This window comes from Escherichia sp. MR, assembly GCF_005280595.1.
In the GTDB taxonomy this organism is placed as follows: domain Bacteria; phylum Pseudomonadota; class Gammaproteobacteria; order Enterobacterales; family Enterobacteriaceae; genus Escherichia; species Escherichia ruysiae.
The window spans coordinates 1-16,161 of the sequence record NZ_SZVK01000067.1; the positions used below are offsets into that span (position 1 = coordinate 1).

Here is a 16,161-nt window from a genome sequence, read left to right on the forward strand (position 1 = left end):
GCTGATAGAAACAGAAGCCACTGGAGCACCTCAAAAACACCATCATACACTAAATCAGTAAGTTGGCAGCATCACCGAAAAAACGCATGGTGTTATTGCCGATGCGGTTATTTATTTTCTCTATGATGGCGTGAAGGTATTTTTTTCTTTGCTGACGCATAGCCAGCAATTTTTCAACGACGCTATCAGGAATGGCGCTTTTGCCATTTTCCCACCGCCGCCAGCTTTCGCTGTCACCTGTCTGGGCAATCCAGGTCGCGCATTCATCAACAGTCATGGCAAAAATATGGCGTAGTGCCTGGAGTTCATAAGCGTTCATAGGTAATGGCTGCATCAAAAAATAGAATAAAATATAAATAACATTATCAGCCTGCTAACGGCTTGAAGAGAGTCACAGTATCTTGTGCAACATTATTGGAAAGAATGAATGGCGAGGTAAGGAAACGGAAAAATGTTAAAAAAAAGCCCATCGTGGGAGATGGGCAAAGACTACACACAGCAATTCGTTGTTTCACTCAGGGGATTTCCATGCTTATAAATCAATATGTTGATTTATAACCGTGAGCTAATAGTAGGCATACGGACTTTTTGCGTCGATCAGATTCGTCTCATTAGTTTAAAAACTGTAAAGAATTTGCGACAGGTACTACCAGCTGAATGGAGGTAAGCAGGGAAATACGAGGTTGAGAAATGAAATATCAATTAGCGATGGTTAACAATCAGGCGGCAGAGCCGCCTGATGAGAGAGTTACTTATTCGGCTTTTCAATTTCGCCCAGTTCTTCGAGAATTTCTTCCGGCTGGTCCGTCGGTGGCGGGACTTCTTCCACCCACGCAGCAAACAGACGCCAGGAAACGGCTAACAGAACCGGACCAATAAACAGACCAATCATCCCGAAGGCAATCAAACCACCGATAACCCCGGAGAGGATCAGGATCAGCGGTAAATCGGCGCCCATGCGAATTAACATCGGGCGAATCACGTTATCCAGTGTGCCAACCACACCACTCCACACCAGCAATACCGTGCCCCAGGTGGTATCACCGCTCCAGTAGAGCCAGATAATCGCCGGAATCAACACCGGCAGCGGGCCAAGCTGGACAAGGCAGGAGAGGATCATTAACACCGTCAGCAGCGTTGCGTAAGGAACGCCGGATACCGCCAGACCGATACCGCCAAGTACCGCCTGCACCAACGCTGTTACCACTACACCCAGCGCCACCGCGCGGATAGCCTGCGCCGCCAGCAGGACTGCGGCATCACCGCGAGCGCCTGCCAGACGAGTTGCAAAATGGCGAATGCCTTGCGCTACCTGTTCACCGCGCCAGTACAGCAGGGCGCTGAAGAGAAGCATTAATGCACAATGCACCATAAAGCGCCCGATATGCGCCGCCTGCCCAACAAACCAGGTGGTGGTGGTGCCAATATAAGGACGGACTTTCGCCATGATCGCCGTACCCCCCATATCCAGCAAATTGTGCCAGCCTGCATACAGCTTCGCACCAATCACCGGAATGGTATTAAGCCACGCCAGATCGGGTAACGTCATGTCGCCGCTGGAAATGGCTTTAATCAACGGCCCACTGCCATCGACGATACTGTTAACCAATAAGGCGATAGGGATGATAAACACCATCACTAATAACAGCGTCATCACCAGAACGGCGAGCGAACGGCGACCAAACATGATCTTTTGCAAGCGTAACAATACCGGCCAGGTAGCGATAACCACCGTACCAGCCCACGCAAAGCCGAGAACGAAGGGTTGAACAATCCACAGACATGCCACAATCATGATGGCTAAAAACAGCACCGAAAGCAGAATTTGTGCGACATCCCTGGGCTGACGAACATTTACCATAACTACTTTTCACCTTTTTTGTGCGTCAAATCGTCGACGCGACGTGAACACGCGAAACTCACCTGCATAATGATGAGCAATTTCAGCGGTTTTTAACAGGCCGATTCTGCCCTTAATTCTGATGGGCGTGTAAGAAAAAAATGTGGTACAACAATTCAGGCAACACGCAAACGGTTTACTCGTCGTATTTCAAGTTGCATGTGCTGCGGCTACGTTCGTTCACCCCAGTCACTTACTTTTGTAAGCTCCTGGCGTTCACTCGCTTGCCGCCTTCCCGCAACTCGAAATCCATAGAGTAAACATACATCACCTTTCAGTGCGCTATTGCAGTAGCCTGAAAGAACTGTGTATCGACCTACATCACAGACCGCAGGAAAGGGTCAATATAATGATTCCACAGATTTCCCAGGCACCCGGCGTCGTTCAACTGGTGCTTAATTTTTTGCAAGAGCTGGAGCAACAGGGTTTTACCGGCGATACGGCGACAAGTTATGCCGATCGTCTGACAATGTCGACCGACAACAGTATTTACCAACTTCTCCCCGACGCAGTGGTATTTCCGCGTTCGACCGCAGATGTGGCATTAATCGCCCGTCTGGCTGCGCAGGAACGCTATTCATCGTTGATCTTCACCCCGCGCGGTGGCGGCACCGGCACTAACGGTCAGGCGCTCAACCAGGGGATTATTGTTGATATGTCCCGTCATATGAACCGCATCATCGAAATTAACCCTGAAGAGGGCTGGGTGCGCGTTGAAGCGGGGGTTATTAAAGATCAGCTTAACCAGTATCTGAAACCGTTCGGCTACTTTTTTGCACCAGAACTTTCGACCAGCAACCGGGCAACGCTCGGCGGGATGATCAATACCGATGCTTCCGGTCAGGGCTCGCTGGTCTATGGCAAAACGTCAGATCACGTGCTCGGCGTGCGGGCAGTGTTGTTGGGGGGCGATATTCTCGATACGCAACCTTTACCCGTCGAGCTGGCGGAAACGCTGGGCAAAACCAATACAGCTATCGGGCGTATCTATAAAACGGTTTATCAACGCTGCCGTCAGCAACGGCAGTTAATCATCGACAAATTTCCCAAACTTAACCGCTTTCTTACCGGTTACGATCTGCGTCATGTCTTTAACGATGAGATGACCGAGTTCGACCTGACGCGCATTCTGACGGGTTCAGAAGGGACGCTGGCCTTTATTACCGAAGCGCGACTGGATATTACTCGCTTGCCGAAAGTGCGCCGTCTGGTGAACGTCAAATATGACTCTTTTGACTCCGCGCTGCGTAACGCGCCGTTTATGGTTGAGGCGCGCGCGCTTTCAGTTGAGACGGTGGATTCTAAAGTGCTGAACCTTGCGCGGGAAGATATCGTCTGGCATTCCGTCAGTGAGTTGATTACTGATGTGCCCGAGAAAGAGATGCTCGGACTGAACATTGTGGAATTTGCTGGTGATGATGAGGCGCTGATTGACGAGCGGGTAAATGCACTCTGTACGCGGCTGGACGAACTTATCGCTAGTCAGCAAGCAGGTGTCATTGGCTGGCAGGTGTGCCGCGAGCTGGCGGGTGTTGAACGTATCTATGCGATGCGCAAAAAAGCTGTTGGCCTGCTTGGCAATGCTAAAGGCGCCGCTAAGCCAATTCCGTTTGCCGAAGATACCTGCGTGCCGCCAGAACACCTGGCGGATTATATTGCTGAATTTCGCGCGCTGCTCGACAGTCACGGCTTAAGCTACGGTATGTTTGGTCACGTCGATGCGGGGGTTTTGCACGTTCGTCCGGCGCTGGATATGTGCGATCCGCAACAAGAGATGTTGATGAAGCAAATTTCTGATGACGTGGTGGCGCTGACTGCGAAATACGGTGGTTTGTTGTGGGGCGAGCACGGCAAAGGTTTTCGCGCCGAATACAGCCCGGCGTTTTTCGGTGAGGAACTTTTTGCAGAACTGCGCAAAGTGAAAGCGGCATTTGACCCGCATAACCGACTCAACCCAGGAAAGATTTGCCCGCCAGAAGGTCTCGACGCGCCGATGATGAAAGTGGACGCGGTAAAGCGCGGTACATTTGATCGGCAGATCCCCATCGCGGTACGCCAGCAGTGGCGCGGTGCGATGGAGTGTAACGGCAACGGTTTATGCTTCAACTTTGATGCCCGCAGCCCCATGTGCCCGTCGATGAAGATCACCCAGAACCGGATTCATTCACCGAAAGGGCGCGCAACGCTGGTGCGTGAATGGCTACGTTTGCTGGCTGACCGTGGTGTTGATCCTCTAAAACTGGAACAAGAACTGCCGGAATCGCGAGCCAGTTTGCGGACGTTAATTGCCCGCACGCGCAATAGCTGGCACGCAAATAAAGGCGAATATGACTTCTCCCACGAAGTGAAAGAGGCGATGTCAGGCTGTCTGGCCTGTAAAGCCTGTTCGACCCAGTGCCCTATCAAAATAGATGTGCCAGAGTTCCGCTCTCGTTTCCTGCAACTCTATCACACCCGTTATTTACGCCCGCTGCGTGACCATCTTGTGGCGACGGTCGAAAGTTATGCGCCGCTGATGGCGCGAGCGCCAAAGACCTTTAACTTCTTCATTAACCAGCCTCTGGTTCGCAAACTGTCGAAAAAACATATCGGCATGGTCGACTTGCCGCTGCTTTCGGTGCCGTCGCTGCAACAACAAATGGTGGGGCATCGCTCGGCAAACATGACGCTGGAACAGCTTGAAGCTCTCAATGCAGAGCAGAAAGCGCGCACGGTGTTGGTGGTGCAAGACCCTTTCACCAGCTATTACGATGCGCAAGTGGTGGCAGATTTTGTCCGTCTGGTCGAGAAATTAGGTTTCCAGCCGGTACTGTTGCCATTTTCACCAAATGGTAAAGCCCAGCACATCAAAGGATTCCTCAATCGTTTTGCGAAGACGGCGAAAAAGACGGCGGATTTCCTCAACCGTATGGCGAAGCTGGGAATGCCAATGGTGGGCGTCGATCCGGCGCTGGTACTTTGTTATCGCGACGAATACAAACTCACTCTCGGCGAGGAACGCGGCGAGTTTAACGTTCTGCTGGCGAATGAATGGCTGGCAAGCGTACTTGAGTCACAGCCAGTGGCTGCGGTCAGCGGTGAACCGTGGTATTTCTTTGGTCACTGTACCGAAGTCACCGCCTTGCCGGGCGCGCCAGCACAATGGGCCGCGATATTTGCCCGTTTTGGCGCGAAGCTGGAAAATGTCAGTGTGGGTTGCTGCGGTATGGCGGGGACTTACGGACATGAAGCGAAAAATCATAAAAACTCGCTTGGGATCTATGAGTTATCCTGGCATCAGGCGATGCAGCGTCTGCCGCGAAATCGCTGTCTGGCGACCGGATATTCCTGCCGTAGTCAGGTAAAACGGGTTGAAGGTACGGGGGTACGCCATCCTGTGCAGGCATTACTGGAGATTATTAAATGATATGGAAACGTAAAATCACCCTGGAAGCACTGAATGCCATGGGTGATGGAAACATGGTGGGATTGCTGGATATTCGCTTTGAACATATTGGTGATGACACTCTGGAAGCGACAATGCCGGTAGATTCGCGGACAAAGCAACCTTTCGGGCTGCTGCATGGCGGTGCGTCCGTGGTGCTGGCCGAAAGTATTGGCTCCGTTGCCGGTTATTTATGTACCGAAGGTGAGCAAAAAGTCGTTGGTCTGGAAATCAATGCTAACCATGTTCGATCAGCGCGAGAAGGGCGAGTTCGCGGCGTTTGCAAACCGCTGCATCTTGGTTCACGTCATCAGGTCTGGCAGATTGAAATATTCGATGAGAAAGAGCGTTTGTGCTGTTCGTCACGATTGACGACCGCTATTTTGTGACGTTGTCACCAGAAAAGTGTGACGCATATTGCCTTTGGTTATTATCTGCACAGTAAACGGTGGTATACTGTGCAGGTCTTGTCTAAAAGCGAGGATGCTATGTCTACTCAACTTGATCCCACCCAACTGGCCATTGAATTTTTACGCCGTGACCAGAGCAATCTTTCACCTGCCCAATATCTCAAACGTCTGAAACAACTAGAACTTGAATTCGCTGATCTCCTTACTCTCTCTTCTGCTGAATTAAAAGAAGAAATCTACTTTGCCTGGCGTTTGGGCGTGCATTGATTCTGGCTGAACGCAGTTAGTGTGCCCCATCGACCTGGATTAACTCCAGTCCAGGTCTGACGACTTTCTTCTGACTTCTCCCATTTTTACCCGCTTGATTTTGTTTAAAAAGAATACAAATCGCAGGTTGTGTTAAAACGCTGGCTTAGCTTTATGAGATTATTCTTATCGCCCCTTCAAGAGCTAAGCCACTGTGAGTGCCGGAGATAAGCGCCGGATGGGGTAGAAACCCTTAAGCCTGTGTAGCACAGACTTAAGGGTTTTCTTATTTCTGAACGAGCCACTTTTTTACCTATCTCTTAAATAGTCATTTTCAATACAACTTTTTCTTTTCCATCACAGTCTTAAATGCCCTCCGGTAATAATCATTAACTAACAATGAGATACCTAATTCTTAGCGTGCCTGTTAAGCCGCACATCAGGGTCTATGCTTATTAAATGCAGGCAAAAAGCATGTTTTACGGTAAAGCCCCTGCGTTTGCCGGGTTGAACTGATAATCATTATCACTAACATGCTGTTATACGCTGAAAGCGATGAAGTGAGGTAAATCGATGGACATGCATTCAGGAACCTTTAATCCACAGGATTTCGCCTGGCAAGGCTTAACGCTGACACCCGCAGCGGCGGTGCACATCCGCGAGCTGGTGGCAAAGCAGCCAGGTATGGTCGGCGTGCGCTTAGGCGTGAAGCAAACGGGTTGCGCGGGCTTTGGCTATGTACTCGACAGTGTTAGCAAGCCGGACAAAGACGATCTGCTGTTTGAACACGACGGCGCGAAGCTGTATGTCCCGCTACAAGCAATGCCGTTTATTGATGGCACGGAAGTCGATTTCGTTCGCGAAGGACTCAATCAGATATTCAAATTTCACAACCCGAAAGCCCAGAATGAATGTGGCTGTGGCGAAAGCTTCGGGGTATAGGCGGTACTATGTCTCGTAATACTGAAGCAACTGACGATGTCAAAACCTGGACTGGCGGCCCGCTGAATTATAAAGAAGGATTCTTCACCCAGTTAGCCACTGATGAACTGGCTAAGGGCATAAACGAAGAGGTGGTGCGCGCAATCTCGGCGAAGCGTAATGAGCCGGAGTGGATGCTGGAGTTTCGTCTCAACGCCTATCGCGCATGGCTGGAGATGGAAGAACCACACTGGCTGAAGGCGCACTACGATAAGCTGAATTATCAGGATTATAGCTATTACTCCGCGCCTTCATGTGGTAACTGCGATGACACCTGTGTTTCTGAACCGGGCGCGGTGCAACAAACCGGCGCAAACGCTTTTTTAAGTAAAGAGGTTGAAGCGGCGTTTGAGCAGTTAGGCGTTCCCGTACGGGAAGGCAAAGAGGTAGCGGTTGATGCCATTTTCGATTCTGTTTCGGTTGCCACCACTTATCGCGAAAAACTGGCGGAGCAGGGGATCATTTTCTGTTCCTTTGGCGAAGCGATTCATGAGCACCCGGAGCTGGTGAAGAAATATCTCGGCACCGTGGTGCCTGGGAATGACAACTTTTTTGCCGCGCTCAATGCAGCGGTGGCTTCCGACGGTACGTTTATTTATGTACCTAAAGGCGTGCGCTGTCCGATGGAACTTTCCACCTATTTTCGCATTAACGCAGAAAAAACCGGGCAGTTTGAGCGCACCATTCTGGTAGCCGACGAAGACAGCTACGTCAGCTACATTGAAGGCTGCTCCGCACCAGTGCGTGATAGCTACCAGCTACACGCGGCGGTGGTGGAAGTCATCATCCATAAAAACGCCGAGGTGAAATATTCCACGGTGCAAAACTGGTTCCCTGGCGATAACAACACCGGCGGTATTCTCAACTTCGTCACCAAGCGTGCTCTGTGCGAAGGCGAAAACAGTAAAATGTCGTGGACGCAATCGGAAACCGGTTCAGCCATTACCTGGAAATACCCAAGCTGTATTTTGCGCGGCGATAACTCCATTGGTGAGTTTTACTCAGTGGCGCTGACCAGCGGTCATCAGCAGGCTGATACCGGCACCAAGATGATCCACATCGGTAAGAACACCAAATCGACCATTATCTCGAAAGGGATCTCTGCCGGACACAGCCAGAACAGCTATCGCGGCTTAGTGAAAATCATGCCGACGGCAACCAATGCGCGCAACTTCACTCAGTGCGACTCAATGCTGATTGGCGCTAATTGCGGGGCGCATACCTTCCCGTATGTCGAATGTCGCAATAACAGCGCACAACTGGAGCACGAGGCAACGACATCGCGTATTGGTGAAGATCAGCTGTTTTACTGCCTGCAACGCGGGATCAGTGAAGAAGACGCCATCTCGATGATTGTTAACGGTTTCTGCAAAGACGTGTTCTCGGAACTGCCGCTGGAATTTGCCGTTGAAGCACAAAAACTCCTCGCCATCAGTCTTGAACACAGCGTCGGATAAGGAATAAACATGTTAAGTATTAAAGATTTACACGTCAGCGTGGAAGATAAAGCTATTCTGCGTGGATTAAGCCTCGACGTTCGTCCTGGCGAAGTTCACGCCATTATGGGGCCAAACGGTTCGGGCAAAAGTACCTTATCGGCAACGCTTGCCGGGCGCGAAGATTATGAAGTGACGGGCGGCACGGTGGAGTTTAAAGGCAAAGATTTGCTAGAGCTGTCGCCGGAAGATCGTGCAGGCGAAGGCATCTTTATGGCTTTTCAGTATCCGGTGGAAATCCCTGGCGTCAGTAACCAGTTTTTCCTGCAAACGGCGCTCAATGCGGTGCGTAGTTATCGCGGTCAGGAAACCCTCGACCGCTTCGATTTTCAGGATTTGATGGAAGAGAAAATCGCCCTGTTGAAGATGCCGGAAGATTTATTAACCCGTTCGGTTAACGTTGGTTTTTCCGGTGGCGAGAAAAAGCGCAACGATATTTTGCAAATGGCAGTGCTGGAGCCGGAGTTATGCATTCTTGATGAGTCGGACTCCGGGCTGGATATCGACGCATTAAAAGTGGTTGCCGATGGCGTGAACTCGCTGCGTGATGGCAAGCGTTCATTCATCATCGTGACGCACTACCAACGCATTCTTGACTACATCAAGCCTGATTACGTCCACGTGCTGTATCAGGGGCGAATTGTGAAATCCGGCGATTTCACGTTGGTCAAACAACTGGAGGAGCAGGGTTATGGCTGGCTTAGTGAACAGCAGTAACGTGCTGCAACAGTGGCATCACTTGTTTGAGGCTGAAGGGGCAAAACGCTCCCCGCAAGCGCAGCAGCATTTACAACAATTGCTGCGTACCGGTCTGCCGACGCGTAAACATGAGCACTGGAAATATACGCCGCTGGAAGGGCTGACCAATAGCCAGTTTGTCAGCATTGCGGGGGAGATATCCCCACAGCAGCGTGATGCCTTAGCCTTAACGTTAGACGCCGTGCGGCTGGTGTTTGTTGATGGACGTTACATGCCAGCACTTAGCGATGCAACTGAAGGCAGCGGATATGACGTGAGCATAAACGACGAACGCCAGGGGCTGCCCGATGCAATTCAGCCAGAAGTGTTTCTGCATCTGACGGAAAGCCTGGCGCAAAGCGTTACGCATATTGCTGTGAAGCGCGGTCAACGGCCTGCAAAGCCATTGCTGTTAATGCATATTACCCAGGGCGTGGCAGGTGAAGAGGTGAACACTGCCCATTATCGCCATCATCTGGAACTGGCGGAAGGCGCGGAAGCGACAGTGATTGAACATTTTGTCAGCCTTAATGATGCCCGCCATTTTACCGGCGCGCGCTTCACTATTAACGTCGCAGCGAACGCCCACTTGCAGCATATCAAGCTGGCGTTTGAAAACCCGGTCAGTCACCACTTTGCCCATAACGATTTGCTGCTGGCAGACGATGCCACCGCATCTAGCCACAGTTTTCTGCTTGGTGGCGCAGTGTTACGGCACAACACCAGTACGCAACTTAATGGCGAAAACAGTACGCTGCGGATTAATAGCCTGGCGATGCCGGTGAAAAATGAAGTGTGCGATACCCGCACCTGGCTGGAACACAATAAAGGTTTTTGTAACAGCCGCCAGTTGCACAAAACTATCGTCAGCGACAAAGGGCGCGCGGTATTTAATGGTTTGATTAATGTCGCGCAGTATGCCATCAAGACTGACGGCCAGATGACCAATAATAATCTGCTGATGGGCAAGCTGGCGGAAGTGGATACCAAACCGCAACTGGAAATTTATGCCGATGATGTGAAATGCAGCCACGGCGCAACGGTCGGGCGTATTGATGATGAGCAAATGTTCTATCTGCGTTCTCGCGGGATCAATCAGCAGGATGCCCAGCAGATGATCATCTATGCCTTTGCCGCCGAACTGACGGAAGCCTTGCGCGATGAGGGTCTTAAACAGCAGGTGCTGGCTCGAATCGGCCAACGGCTGCCGGGAGGTGCAAGATGACTTTTTCCGTTGAGAAGGTACGGGCCGATTTTCCGGTGCTCTCGCGTGAGGTGAACGGTTTGCCGCTGGCTTATCTCGACAGCGCCGCCAGTGCGCAGAAACCGAGCCAGGTGATTGACGCCGAGGCTGAGTTTTATCGTCACGGCTACGCGGCGGTGCATCGCGGTATTCATACGTTAAGCGCCCAGGCGACCGAGAAAATGGAGAACGTGCGTAAGCGTGCATCGCTGTTTATCAATGCCCGTTCGGCGGAAGAGCTGGTGTTCGTCCGTGGCACGACGGAAGGGATCAATCTGGTCGCCAATAGCTGGGGCAATAGCAACGTGCGGGCAGGCGATAACATCATCATCAGTCAGATGGAACACCACGCTAACATTGTTCCCTGGCAGATGCTTTGCGCGCGCGTTGGCGCAGAGCTGCGGGTGATCCCGCTTAATCCGGACGGCACGCTGCAACTTGAGACGTTGCCGAATCTGTTTGATGAGAAAACCCGCCTGCTGGCGATTACTCACGTGTCTAATGTGCTGGGGACGGAAAATCCGCTGCCGGAAATGATCGCACTTGCGCACCAGCATGGCGCAAAAGTGCTGGTGGATGGCGCTCAGGCAGTGATGCATCATCCGGCGGATGTGCAGGCGCTGGATTGCGACTTCTACGTTTTTTCCGGGCATAAACTGTATGGCCCCACCGGCATTGGCATTCTTTATGTTAAAGAAGCCTTGTTGCAGGAGATGCCGCCGTGGGAAGGGGGCGGGTCTATGATTGCCACCGTCAGCCTTAGCGAAGGTACTACCTGGACCAAAGCGCCGTGGCGGTTTGAGGCCGGCACGCCCAATACGGGGGGCATTATTGGTCTTGGTGCGGCGCTGGAGTATGTATCAGCTCTGGGGCTTAACAACATTGCTGAGTACGAACAGAATCTGATGCATTACGCGCTGTCACAACTGACAGCTGTGCCGGATCTTACTCTGTATGGGCCACCGGACAGACTTGGCGTTATCGCCTTTAATCTCGGTAAACATCATGCCTATGATGTTGGCAGTTTTCTTGATAACTACGGTATCGCTGTGCGTACCGGCCATCACTGCGCGATGCCGTTGATGGCGTTTTATAACGTTCCGGCTATGTGTCGGGCGTCGTTGGCTATGTATAACACCCATGAAGAAGTGGATCGTCTGGTGACAGGATTGCAACGCATTCATCGTCTGCTGGGATAACAGGGAGGCTCTATGGCTGTATTGCCGGATAAAGAAAAATTGCTGCGTAATTTTTTACGCTGCGCCAACTGGGAAGAGAAATATCTCTACATTATTGAACTGGGTCAGCGTCTGCCGGAATTACGCGATGAAGACAGAAACCCGCAAAATAGTATTCAGGGCTGTCAGAGTCAGGTATGGATTATAATGCGCCAGAATGCGCAGGGAATTATTGAATTGCAGGGCGACAGCGATGCCGCCATTGTGAAAGGACTTATTGCGGTTGTTTTTATTCTCTATGACCAGATGACGCCGCAGGATATTGTTAATTTTGACGTGCGCCCGTGGTTTGAAAAAATGGCGCTTGCTCAGCATCTCACCCCATCTCGTTCACAAGGTCTGGAAGCGATGATTCGTGCAATCCGCGCTAAAGCCGCTGCACTTAGCTAAACTAAAGGAACAGCTTTCATCTGGATGACTCACATTGCCGGATGGTCGATGTTTACTCTGACCAGCACAGGAGTGTTTCGGCTTCAGGTAAGCAAAAGCACCATCCGACGTCTTAGCGTGAGTCTCCGGCAAATACAGGAGGTTTACAATGAAACGCGCGTCTCTGCTTACACTGACCCTTATCGGCGCGTTTAGCGCCATACACGCTGCCTGGGCGGTAGATTATCCGCTCCCACCAACCGGCAGCCGACTGGTTGGGCAAAATCAAACGTATACGGTGCAAGAGGGGGATAAAAACCTTCAGGCCATTGCCCGACGTTTTGATACTGCGGCAATGTTGATTCTGGAAGCCAATAACACGATCGCCCCGGTGCCAAAACCAGGTACGACGATAACGATTCCTTCACAACTGTTATTACCTGATGCGCCGCGTCAGGGGATTATCGTTAACCTTGCCGAGCTGCGTCTTTATTATTATCCGCCAGGAGAAAATATCGTGCAGGTCTATCCGATAGGCATTGGCTTGCAGGGGCTGGAAACGCCAGTGATGGAAACGCGGGTTGGGCAGAAAATCCCTAACCCTACCTGGACACCGACCGCTGGTATTCGGCAGCGTTCGCTGGAGCGTGGCATAAAATTACCGCCAGTCGTTCCCGCAGGGCCTAATAACCCACTAGGACGCTACGCAATGCGCCTGGCGCACGGCAATGGCGAATATCTCATTCATGGCACCAGTGCGCCGGACAGCGTCGGTTTGCGCGTCAGTTCGGGCTGTATTCGTATGAACGCACCGGATATTAAAGCCTTGTTCTCCAGCGTGCGGACGGGGACGCCGGTGAAAGTGATCAACGAACCGGTGAAATACTCTGTAGAACCGAACGGAATGCGTTATGTGGAAGTACATCGCCCCCTGTCGGCAGAGGAACAGCAGAACGTTCAGACGATGCCGTACAAACTGCCTGTTGGCTTTACGCAATTCAAAGATAATCAGGCTGTTGATAAGAAACTGGTGGATAAAGCTTTATATCGTCGGGCGGGATATCCGGTCGCGGTAGGCAATGGAACGGCACATGTCAGCAACTCGCCCGCAGTTGAGTCAGCTCAAAATGGCGAGCCTGAGCAGGGAAATATGTTACGCGCGACGCAATAGCAGTAATTAGCAGGCAAAAAAAATGGCGCACAATGTGCGCCATTTTTCACTTCACAGGTACTATTACTTGCGGTATTTAGTAGCCATGTTGTCCAGACGCTGGTTAGCACGAGCTGCGTCATCTTTAGCAGCCTGAACGTCGGAACGCATTGCGTTCACGTCGTTGCTCAGCTGGTCAACTTTAGCGTTCAGAGTCTGAACGTCAGAAGACAGCTGATCGATTTTAGCGTTGCTGGAGCAACCTGCCAGCAGAGTAGAACCCAGGATTACCGCGCCCAGTACCAGTTTAGTAGCTTTCATTATTAATACCCTCTAGATTGAGTTAATCTCCATGTAGCGTTACAAGTATTACACAAAGTTTTTTATGTTGAGAATATTTTTTTGATGGGAAGGCACTTATTTTTGATCGTTCGCTCAAAGAAACATCGAACGCTGGGTTTTAGATAAAAAAATTGAGAGAAAACAGGATGCTTCCATCGGATTCATCTTAGATAAAGTGAGATTATATAGTGAAATCCGATTTGATTTTTTATTGCTTCTGGTTATCGATTAAATAAAAAAAGCGCCCATCAGGGCGCTTGGATATACAAATTAATTCACAAAAGCAATATTACAGGACGTGAACAGATGCGGTGTTGGTAGTGCCGCTCGGTACAAGTGCACCGGAAACCATTACTACAACGTCACCTTTGTGCGCCAGACCGCTCTGCAGAGCCAGTTCTTTACCCAGGCGGTAGAAATCATCAGTAGAAGTGATCTCTTTAACCAGCTGCGGCACAACGCCTTTGCTCAGCACCAGCTGATGTGCAGTTTTTTCGTTAGTGGTCAGCGCCAGGATGGTTGCATCCGGGAAGTATTTACGCACTGCACGAGCAGATTTACCGCCCTGGGTTGCTACGACGATCAGCGGAGCATCCAGTTTTTCAGCAGTTTCAACCGCACCACGGCAAACAGCTTCGGTAATGCGCAGTTTACGGTTGTCGTTGTTGAACTCGAGACGGCTGTTCATCACGCGGTCGGTACGTTCGCAAATGGTTGCCATGATAGAAACAGCTTCCAGCGGGTATTTACCTTTTGCGGATTCACCAGACAACATTACTGCGTCAGTACCGTCGAGGATGGCGTTCGCAACGTCACCGGCTTCTGCGCGGGTCGGACGTGGGTTTTTGATCATGGAATCCAGCATCTGGGTCGCAGTGATAACGACTTTACGTGCGCGGATACATTTTTCGATCATCATCTTCTGGGCGAAGATAACTTCTTCAACCGGGATTTCAACACCCAGGTCGCCACGTGCAACCATGATGCCGTCAGATGCTTCGAGGATTTCGTCGAAGTTATTGAGGCCTTCCTGGTTTTCGATTTTGGAGATGATTTGGATGTTTTCGCCGCCGTGCGCTTTCAGGTGCTCACGGATTTCGATAACGTCAGAACGCTTACGGATAAAGGAAGCAGCAACAAAGTCTACGCCTTGTTCGCAACCAAAGATGAGATCCTGTTTGTCTTTTTCAGCCAGTGCCGGCAGGGTAATAGAAACGCCTGGCAGGTTCACACCTTTGTTTTCGCCCAGGTCACCGTTGTTCAGTACCTTACAGATAACTTTGTTACCTTCAATGGCGGTAACTTCCATACCGATCAGACCATCGTCAACCAGTACGGTGTTGCCGACGGACAGGTCAGAAGTGAAACCTTCATAAGTTACCGCAACCATTTCGCTGTTGCCGATAACAGATTTGTCAGTGGTGAAAGTAAAGGTCTGGCCTGCTTTCAGAGAAACGTCATTACCGCCTTCCAGTTTCATGGTGCGGATTTCCGGACCTTTGGTATCGAGCAGGATAGCGGCAGTTTTACCTGTTTTGCTCATCACGTTGCGCAGGTTCTGAATGCGCTGACCGTGTTCTGCATAGTCACCATGAGAGAAGTTCAGACGCATGACGTTCATGCCCGCGTCCAGCATTTTAGCTAACATCTCTTCAGATTCGGTTTTTGGTCCGATGGTGCAAACAATTTTGGTCTTTTTCATGACAGTCTTAGTCTTTAAGTTGAGAAGGATAGGAGAAACTTGCTTTCTGGGCGCACTGCCGGAAAGCGAATCCGGTATTACGAAAGTGATGGTGCCTCGCTCTAAGGATAGGTGACATCGAAAAAGCGTGCAGAGGAATGTGTGCTTGTGTCTCAGCCCAACGTGAGTGCCTGTTTTTGAGTCGTTGAGTTCTACAGTCCAAAGTGCTGAAACCATTCAAGAGTCAATTGGCGCGCATTATACGCTGAAATTAATCCAAAAGGAAAACAAAAACAGCGTTTCAAAAAATATACAAGTCGCCAGACAATAAATTGTTATCAAAGATTTAACGTTTCTGGGAAAAGATTACGCAAAAACTTCGTTGTTTGCGCAACATCTGGAGGTGAGGTCGCCAGAGTGGGGAGGAGTGTATGTTCATCAGCTGTATAAATACACCATCGCTCAATCGCTACAGTCAAAATAATTTATCGCGTTATTTATATGATTTTATTTGGTTTTTGTTTAATTGATTAGATTGATATATGCTGATAGTTGGCATGATAAATAGGTATAAAGAATGGGAAATCGAACAAAAGATGACGAACTGTACCGCGAGATGTGCAGGGTAGTCGGTAAAGTTGTGCTGGAAATGCGCGATTTGGGACAGGAACCAAAACATATTGTCATCGCTGGCGTATTACGCACGGCTTTAGCCAATAAACGCATTCAACGTAGTGAACTGGAAAAACAGGCGATGGAAACCGTCATTAACGCGCTGGTAAAATGATCGTTCAGGATGAAGTGCAACGCTTCATCCTGATACGTTTCTTTCAATCGCAGTCACAGCTAATTTTCATAAATAGCAACTGGGTAATGACTCCAACTTATTGATAGTGTTTTATGTTCAGATAATGCCCGATGACTTTGTCATGCAGCTCCACCG

The 16,161-nt window shown here is 50.3% G+C and carries 16 protein-coding genes, 1 other RNA gene and 1 pseudogene; 11 read left to right on the forward strand and 7 right to left on the reverse strand.

The window, feature by feature from the left end; genetic code table 11:
* The 3 genes and pseudogenes from FC814_RS20255 to ydiK all read right to left on the reverse strand — a co-directional run.
* Positions 1-319 (reverse strand): annotated as a pseudogene (locus FC814_RS20255) (DUF1870 family protein); the annotation flags it as partial.
* Between the two features lie 135 nt (positions 320-454).
* Positions 455-562: antisense sRNA RprA (rprA, locus tag FC814_RS20260), an RNA gene on the reverse strand.
* A gap of 186 nt (positions 563-748) precedes the next feature.
* A complete protein-coding gene (gene ydiK / locus FC814_RS20265) occupies positions 749-1,861 on the reverse strand; it encodes an AI-2E family transporter YdiK (RefSeq protein WP_085460676.1) in 1,113 nt (370 codons plus the stop codon).
* Between the two features lie 388 nt (positions 1,862-2,249).
* On the opposite strand from ydiK, the gene FC814_RS20270 reads away from it, so the two are divergent.
* The 10 genes from FC814_RS20270 (at position 2,250) to ldtE (ending at position 13,216) form a co-directional block, all read left to right on the forward strand.
* The gene (locus FC814_RS20270; protein ID WP_137326379.1) at positions 2,250-5,306 is read left to right on the forward strand and encodes an FAD-binding and (Fe-S)-binding domain-containing protein; all 3,057 of its coding nucleotides are present in this window, start codon (positions 2,250-2,252) and stop codon (positions 5,304-5,306) included.
* Positions 5,303-5,713, forward strand: a complete 411-nt coding sequence (menI, locus tag FC814_RS20275) for a 1,4-dihydroxy-2-naphthoyl-CoA hydrolase (RefSeq protein ID WP_000637977.1) — start codon at positions 5,303-5,305, stop codon at positions 5,711-5,713. Before FC814_RS20270 ends, menI begins: the two co-directional genes overlap by 4 nt.
* 99 nt (positions 5,714-5,812) lie before the next feature.
* On the forward strand, positions 5,813-6,001 hold the full coding sequence (locus FC814_RS20280) for a YdiH family protein (RefSeq protein ID WP_001296104.1): 189 nt from the start codon (positions 5,813-5,815) through the stop codon (positions 5,999-6,001).
* A 552-nt stretch (positions 6,002-6,553) separates the two neighbouring features.
* The gene (sufA, locus tag FC814_RS20285) at positions 6,554-6,922 is read left to right on the forward strand and encodes a Fe-S cluster assembly scaffold SufA (protein WP_137326380.1); all 369 of its coding nucleotides are present in this window, start codon (positions 6,554-6,556) and stop codon (positions 6,920-6,922) included.
* A gap of 8 nt (positions 6,923-6,930) precedes the next feature.
* Positions 6,931-8,418: a Fe-S cluster assembly protein SufB gene (sufB, locus tag FC814_RS20290; protein WP_010346792.1), complete on the forward strand. Its 1,488-nt coding sequence runs from the start codon at positions 6,931-6,933 to the stop codon at positions 8,416-8,418.
* A 9-nt stretch (positions 8,419-8,427) separates the two neighbouring features.
* Positions 8,428-9,174, forward strand: coding sequence for a Fe-S cluster assembly ATPase SufC (gene sufC, locus FC814_RS20295; protein ID WP_000948879.1), 747 nt, complete (start codon positions 8,428-8,430; stop codon positions 9,172-9,174).
* Positions 9,149-10,420 carry a Fe-S cluster assembly protein SufD gene (gene sufD, locus FC814_RS20300; protein ID WP_085460679.1) on the forward strand — a complete coding sequence of 424 codons (1,272 nt, stop codon included), beginning with the start codon at positions 9,149-9,151 and terminating at the stop codon, positions 10,418-10,420. The genes sufC and sufD overlap by 26 nt, the downstream gene beginning before the upstream one ends.
* Positions 10,417-11,637 carry a cysteine desulfurase SufS gene (gene sufS / locus FC814_RS20305; protein ID WP_137326381.1) on the forward strand — a complete coding sequence of 407 codons (1,221 nt, stop codon included), beginning with the start codon at positions 10,417-10,419 and terminating at the stop codon, positions 11,635-11,637. Before sufD ends, sufS begins: the two co-directional genes overlap by 4 nt.
* Before the next feature lie 12 nt (positions 11,638-11,649).
* The gene (sufE, locus tag FC814_RS20310) at positions 11,650-12,066 is read left to right on the forward strand and encodes a cysteine desulfuration protein SufE (protein WP_137326382.1); all 417 of its coding nucleotides are present in this window, start codon (positions 11,650-11,652) and stop codon (positions 12,064-12,066) included.
* Between the two features lie 148 nt (positions 12,067-12,214).
* Positions 12,215-13,216, forward strand: coding sequence for a L,D-transpeptidase LdtE (gene ldtE / locus FC814_RS20315; protein WP_000817075.1), 1,002 nt, complete (start codon positions 12,215-12,217; stop codon positions 13,214-13,216).
* A gap of 63 nt (positions 13,217-13,279) precedes the next feature.
* Here the strand turns inward: ldtE and lpp are convergent, their stop codons facing one another.
* The 3 genes from lpp to FC814_RS23315 all read right to left on the reverse strand — a co-directional run bounded on the left by lpp (position 13,280) and on the right by FC814_RS23315 (position 15,441).
* A complete protein-coding gene (lpp, locus tag FC814_RS20320; protein WP_000648420.1) occupies positions 13,280-13,516 on the reverse strand; it encodes a murein lipoprotein Lpp in 237 nt (78 codons plus the stop codon).
* Between the two features lie 310 nt (positions 13,517-13,826).
* Entirely contained in the window at positions 13,827-15,239 is a 1,413-nt protein-coding gene (pykF, locus tag FC814_RS20325; RefSeq protein WP_137326383.1) for a pyruvate kinase PykF, read from the reverse strand.
* 7 nt (positions 15,240-15,246) lie between these two features.
* Positions 15,247-15,441, reverse strand: coding sequence for a hypothetical protein (locus FC814_RS23315; RefSeq protein ID WP_242664678.1), 195 nt, complete (start codon positions 15,439-15,441; stop codon positions 15,247-15,249).
* Between the two features lie 354 nt (positions 15,442-15,795).
* Here FC814_RS23315 and fumD point away from each other — a divergent pair, with 354 nt between their 5' ends.
* The gene (fumD, locus tag FC814_RS20330) at positions 15,796-16,005 is read left to right on the forward strand and encodes a fumarate hydratase FumD (RefSeq protein WP_000528337.1); all 210 of its coding nucleotides are present in this window, start codon (positions 15,796-15,798) and stop codon (positions 16,003-16,005) included.
* Between the two features lie 97 nt (positions 16,006-16,102).
* Here fumD and FC814_RS23670 read toward each other — a convergent pair whose 3' ends face one another.
* Positions 16,103-16,159 carry an IS1 family transposase gene (locus tag FC814_RS23670; protein WP_003032489.1) on the reverse strand — a complete coding sequence of 19 codons (57 nt, stop codon included), beginning with the start codon at positions 16,157-16,159 and terminating at the stop codon, positions 16,103-16,105.
* Positions 16,160-16,161: the final 2 nt, after the last annotated feature.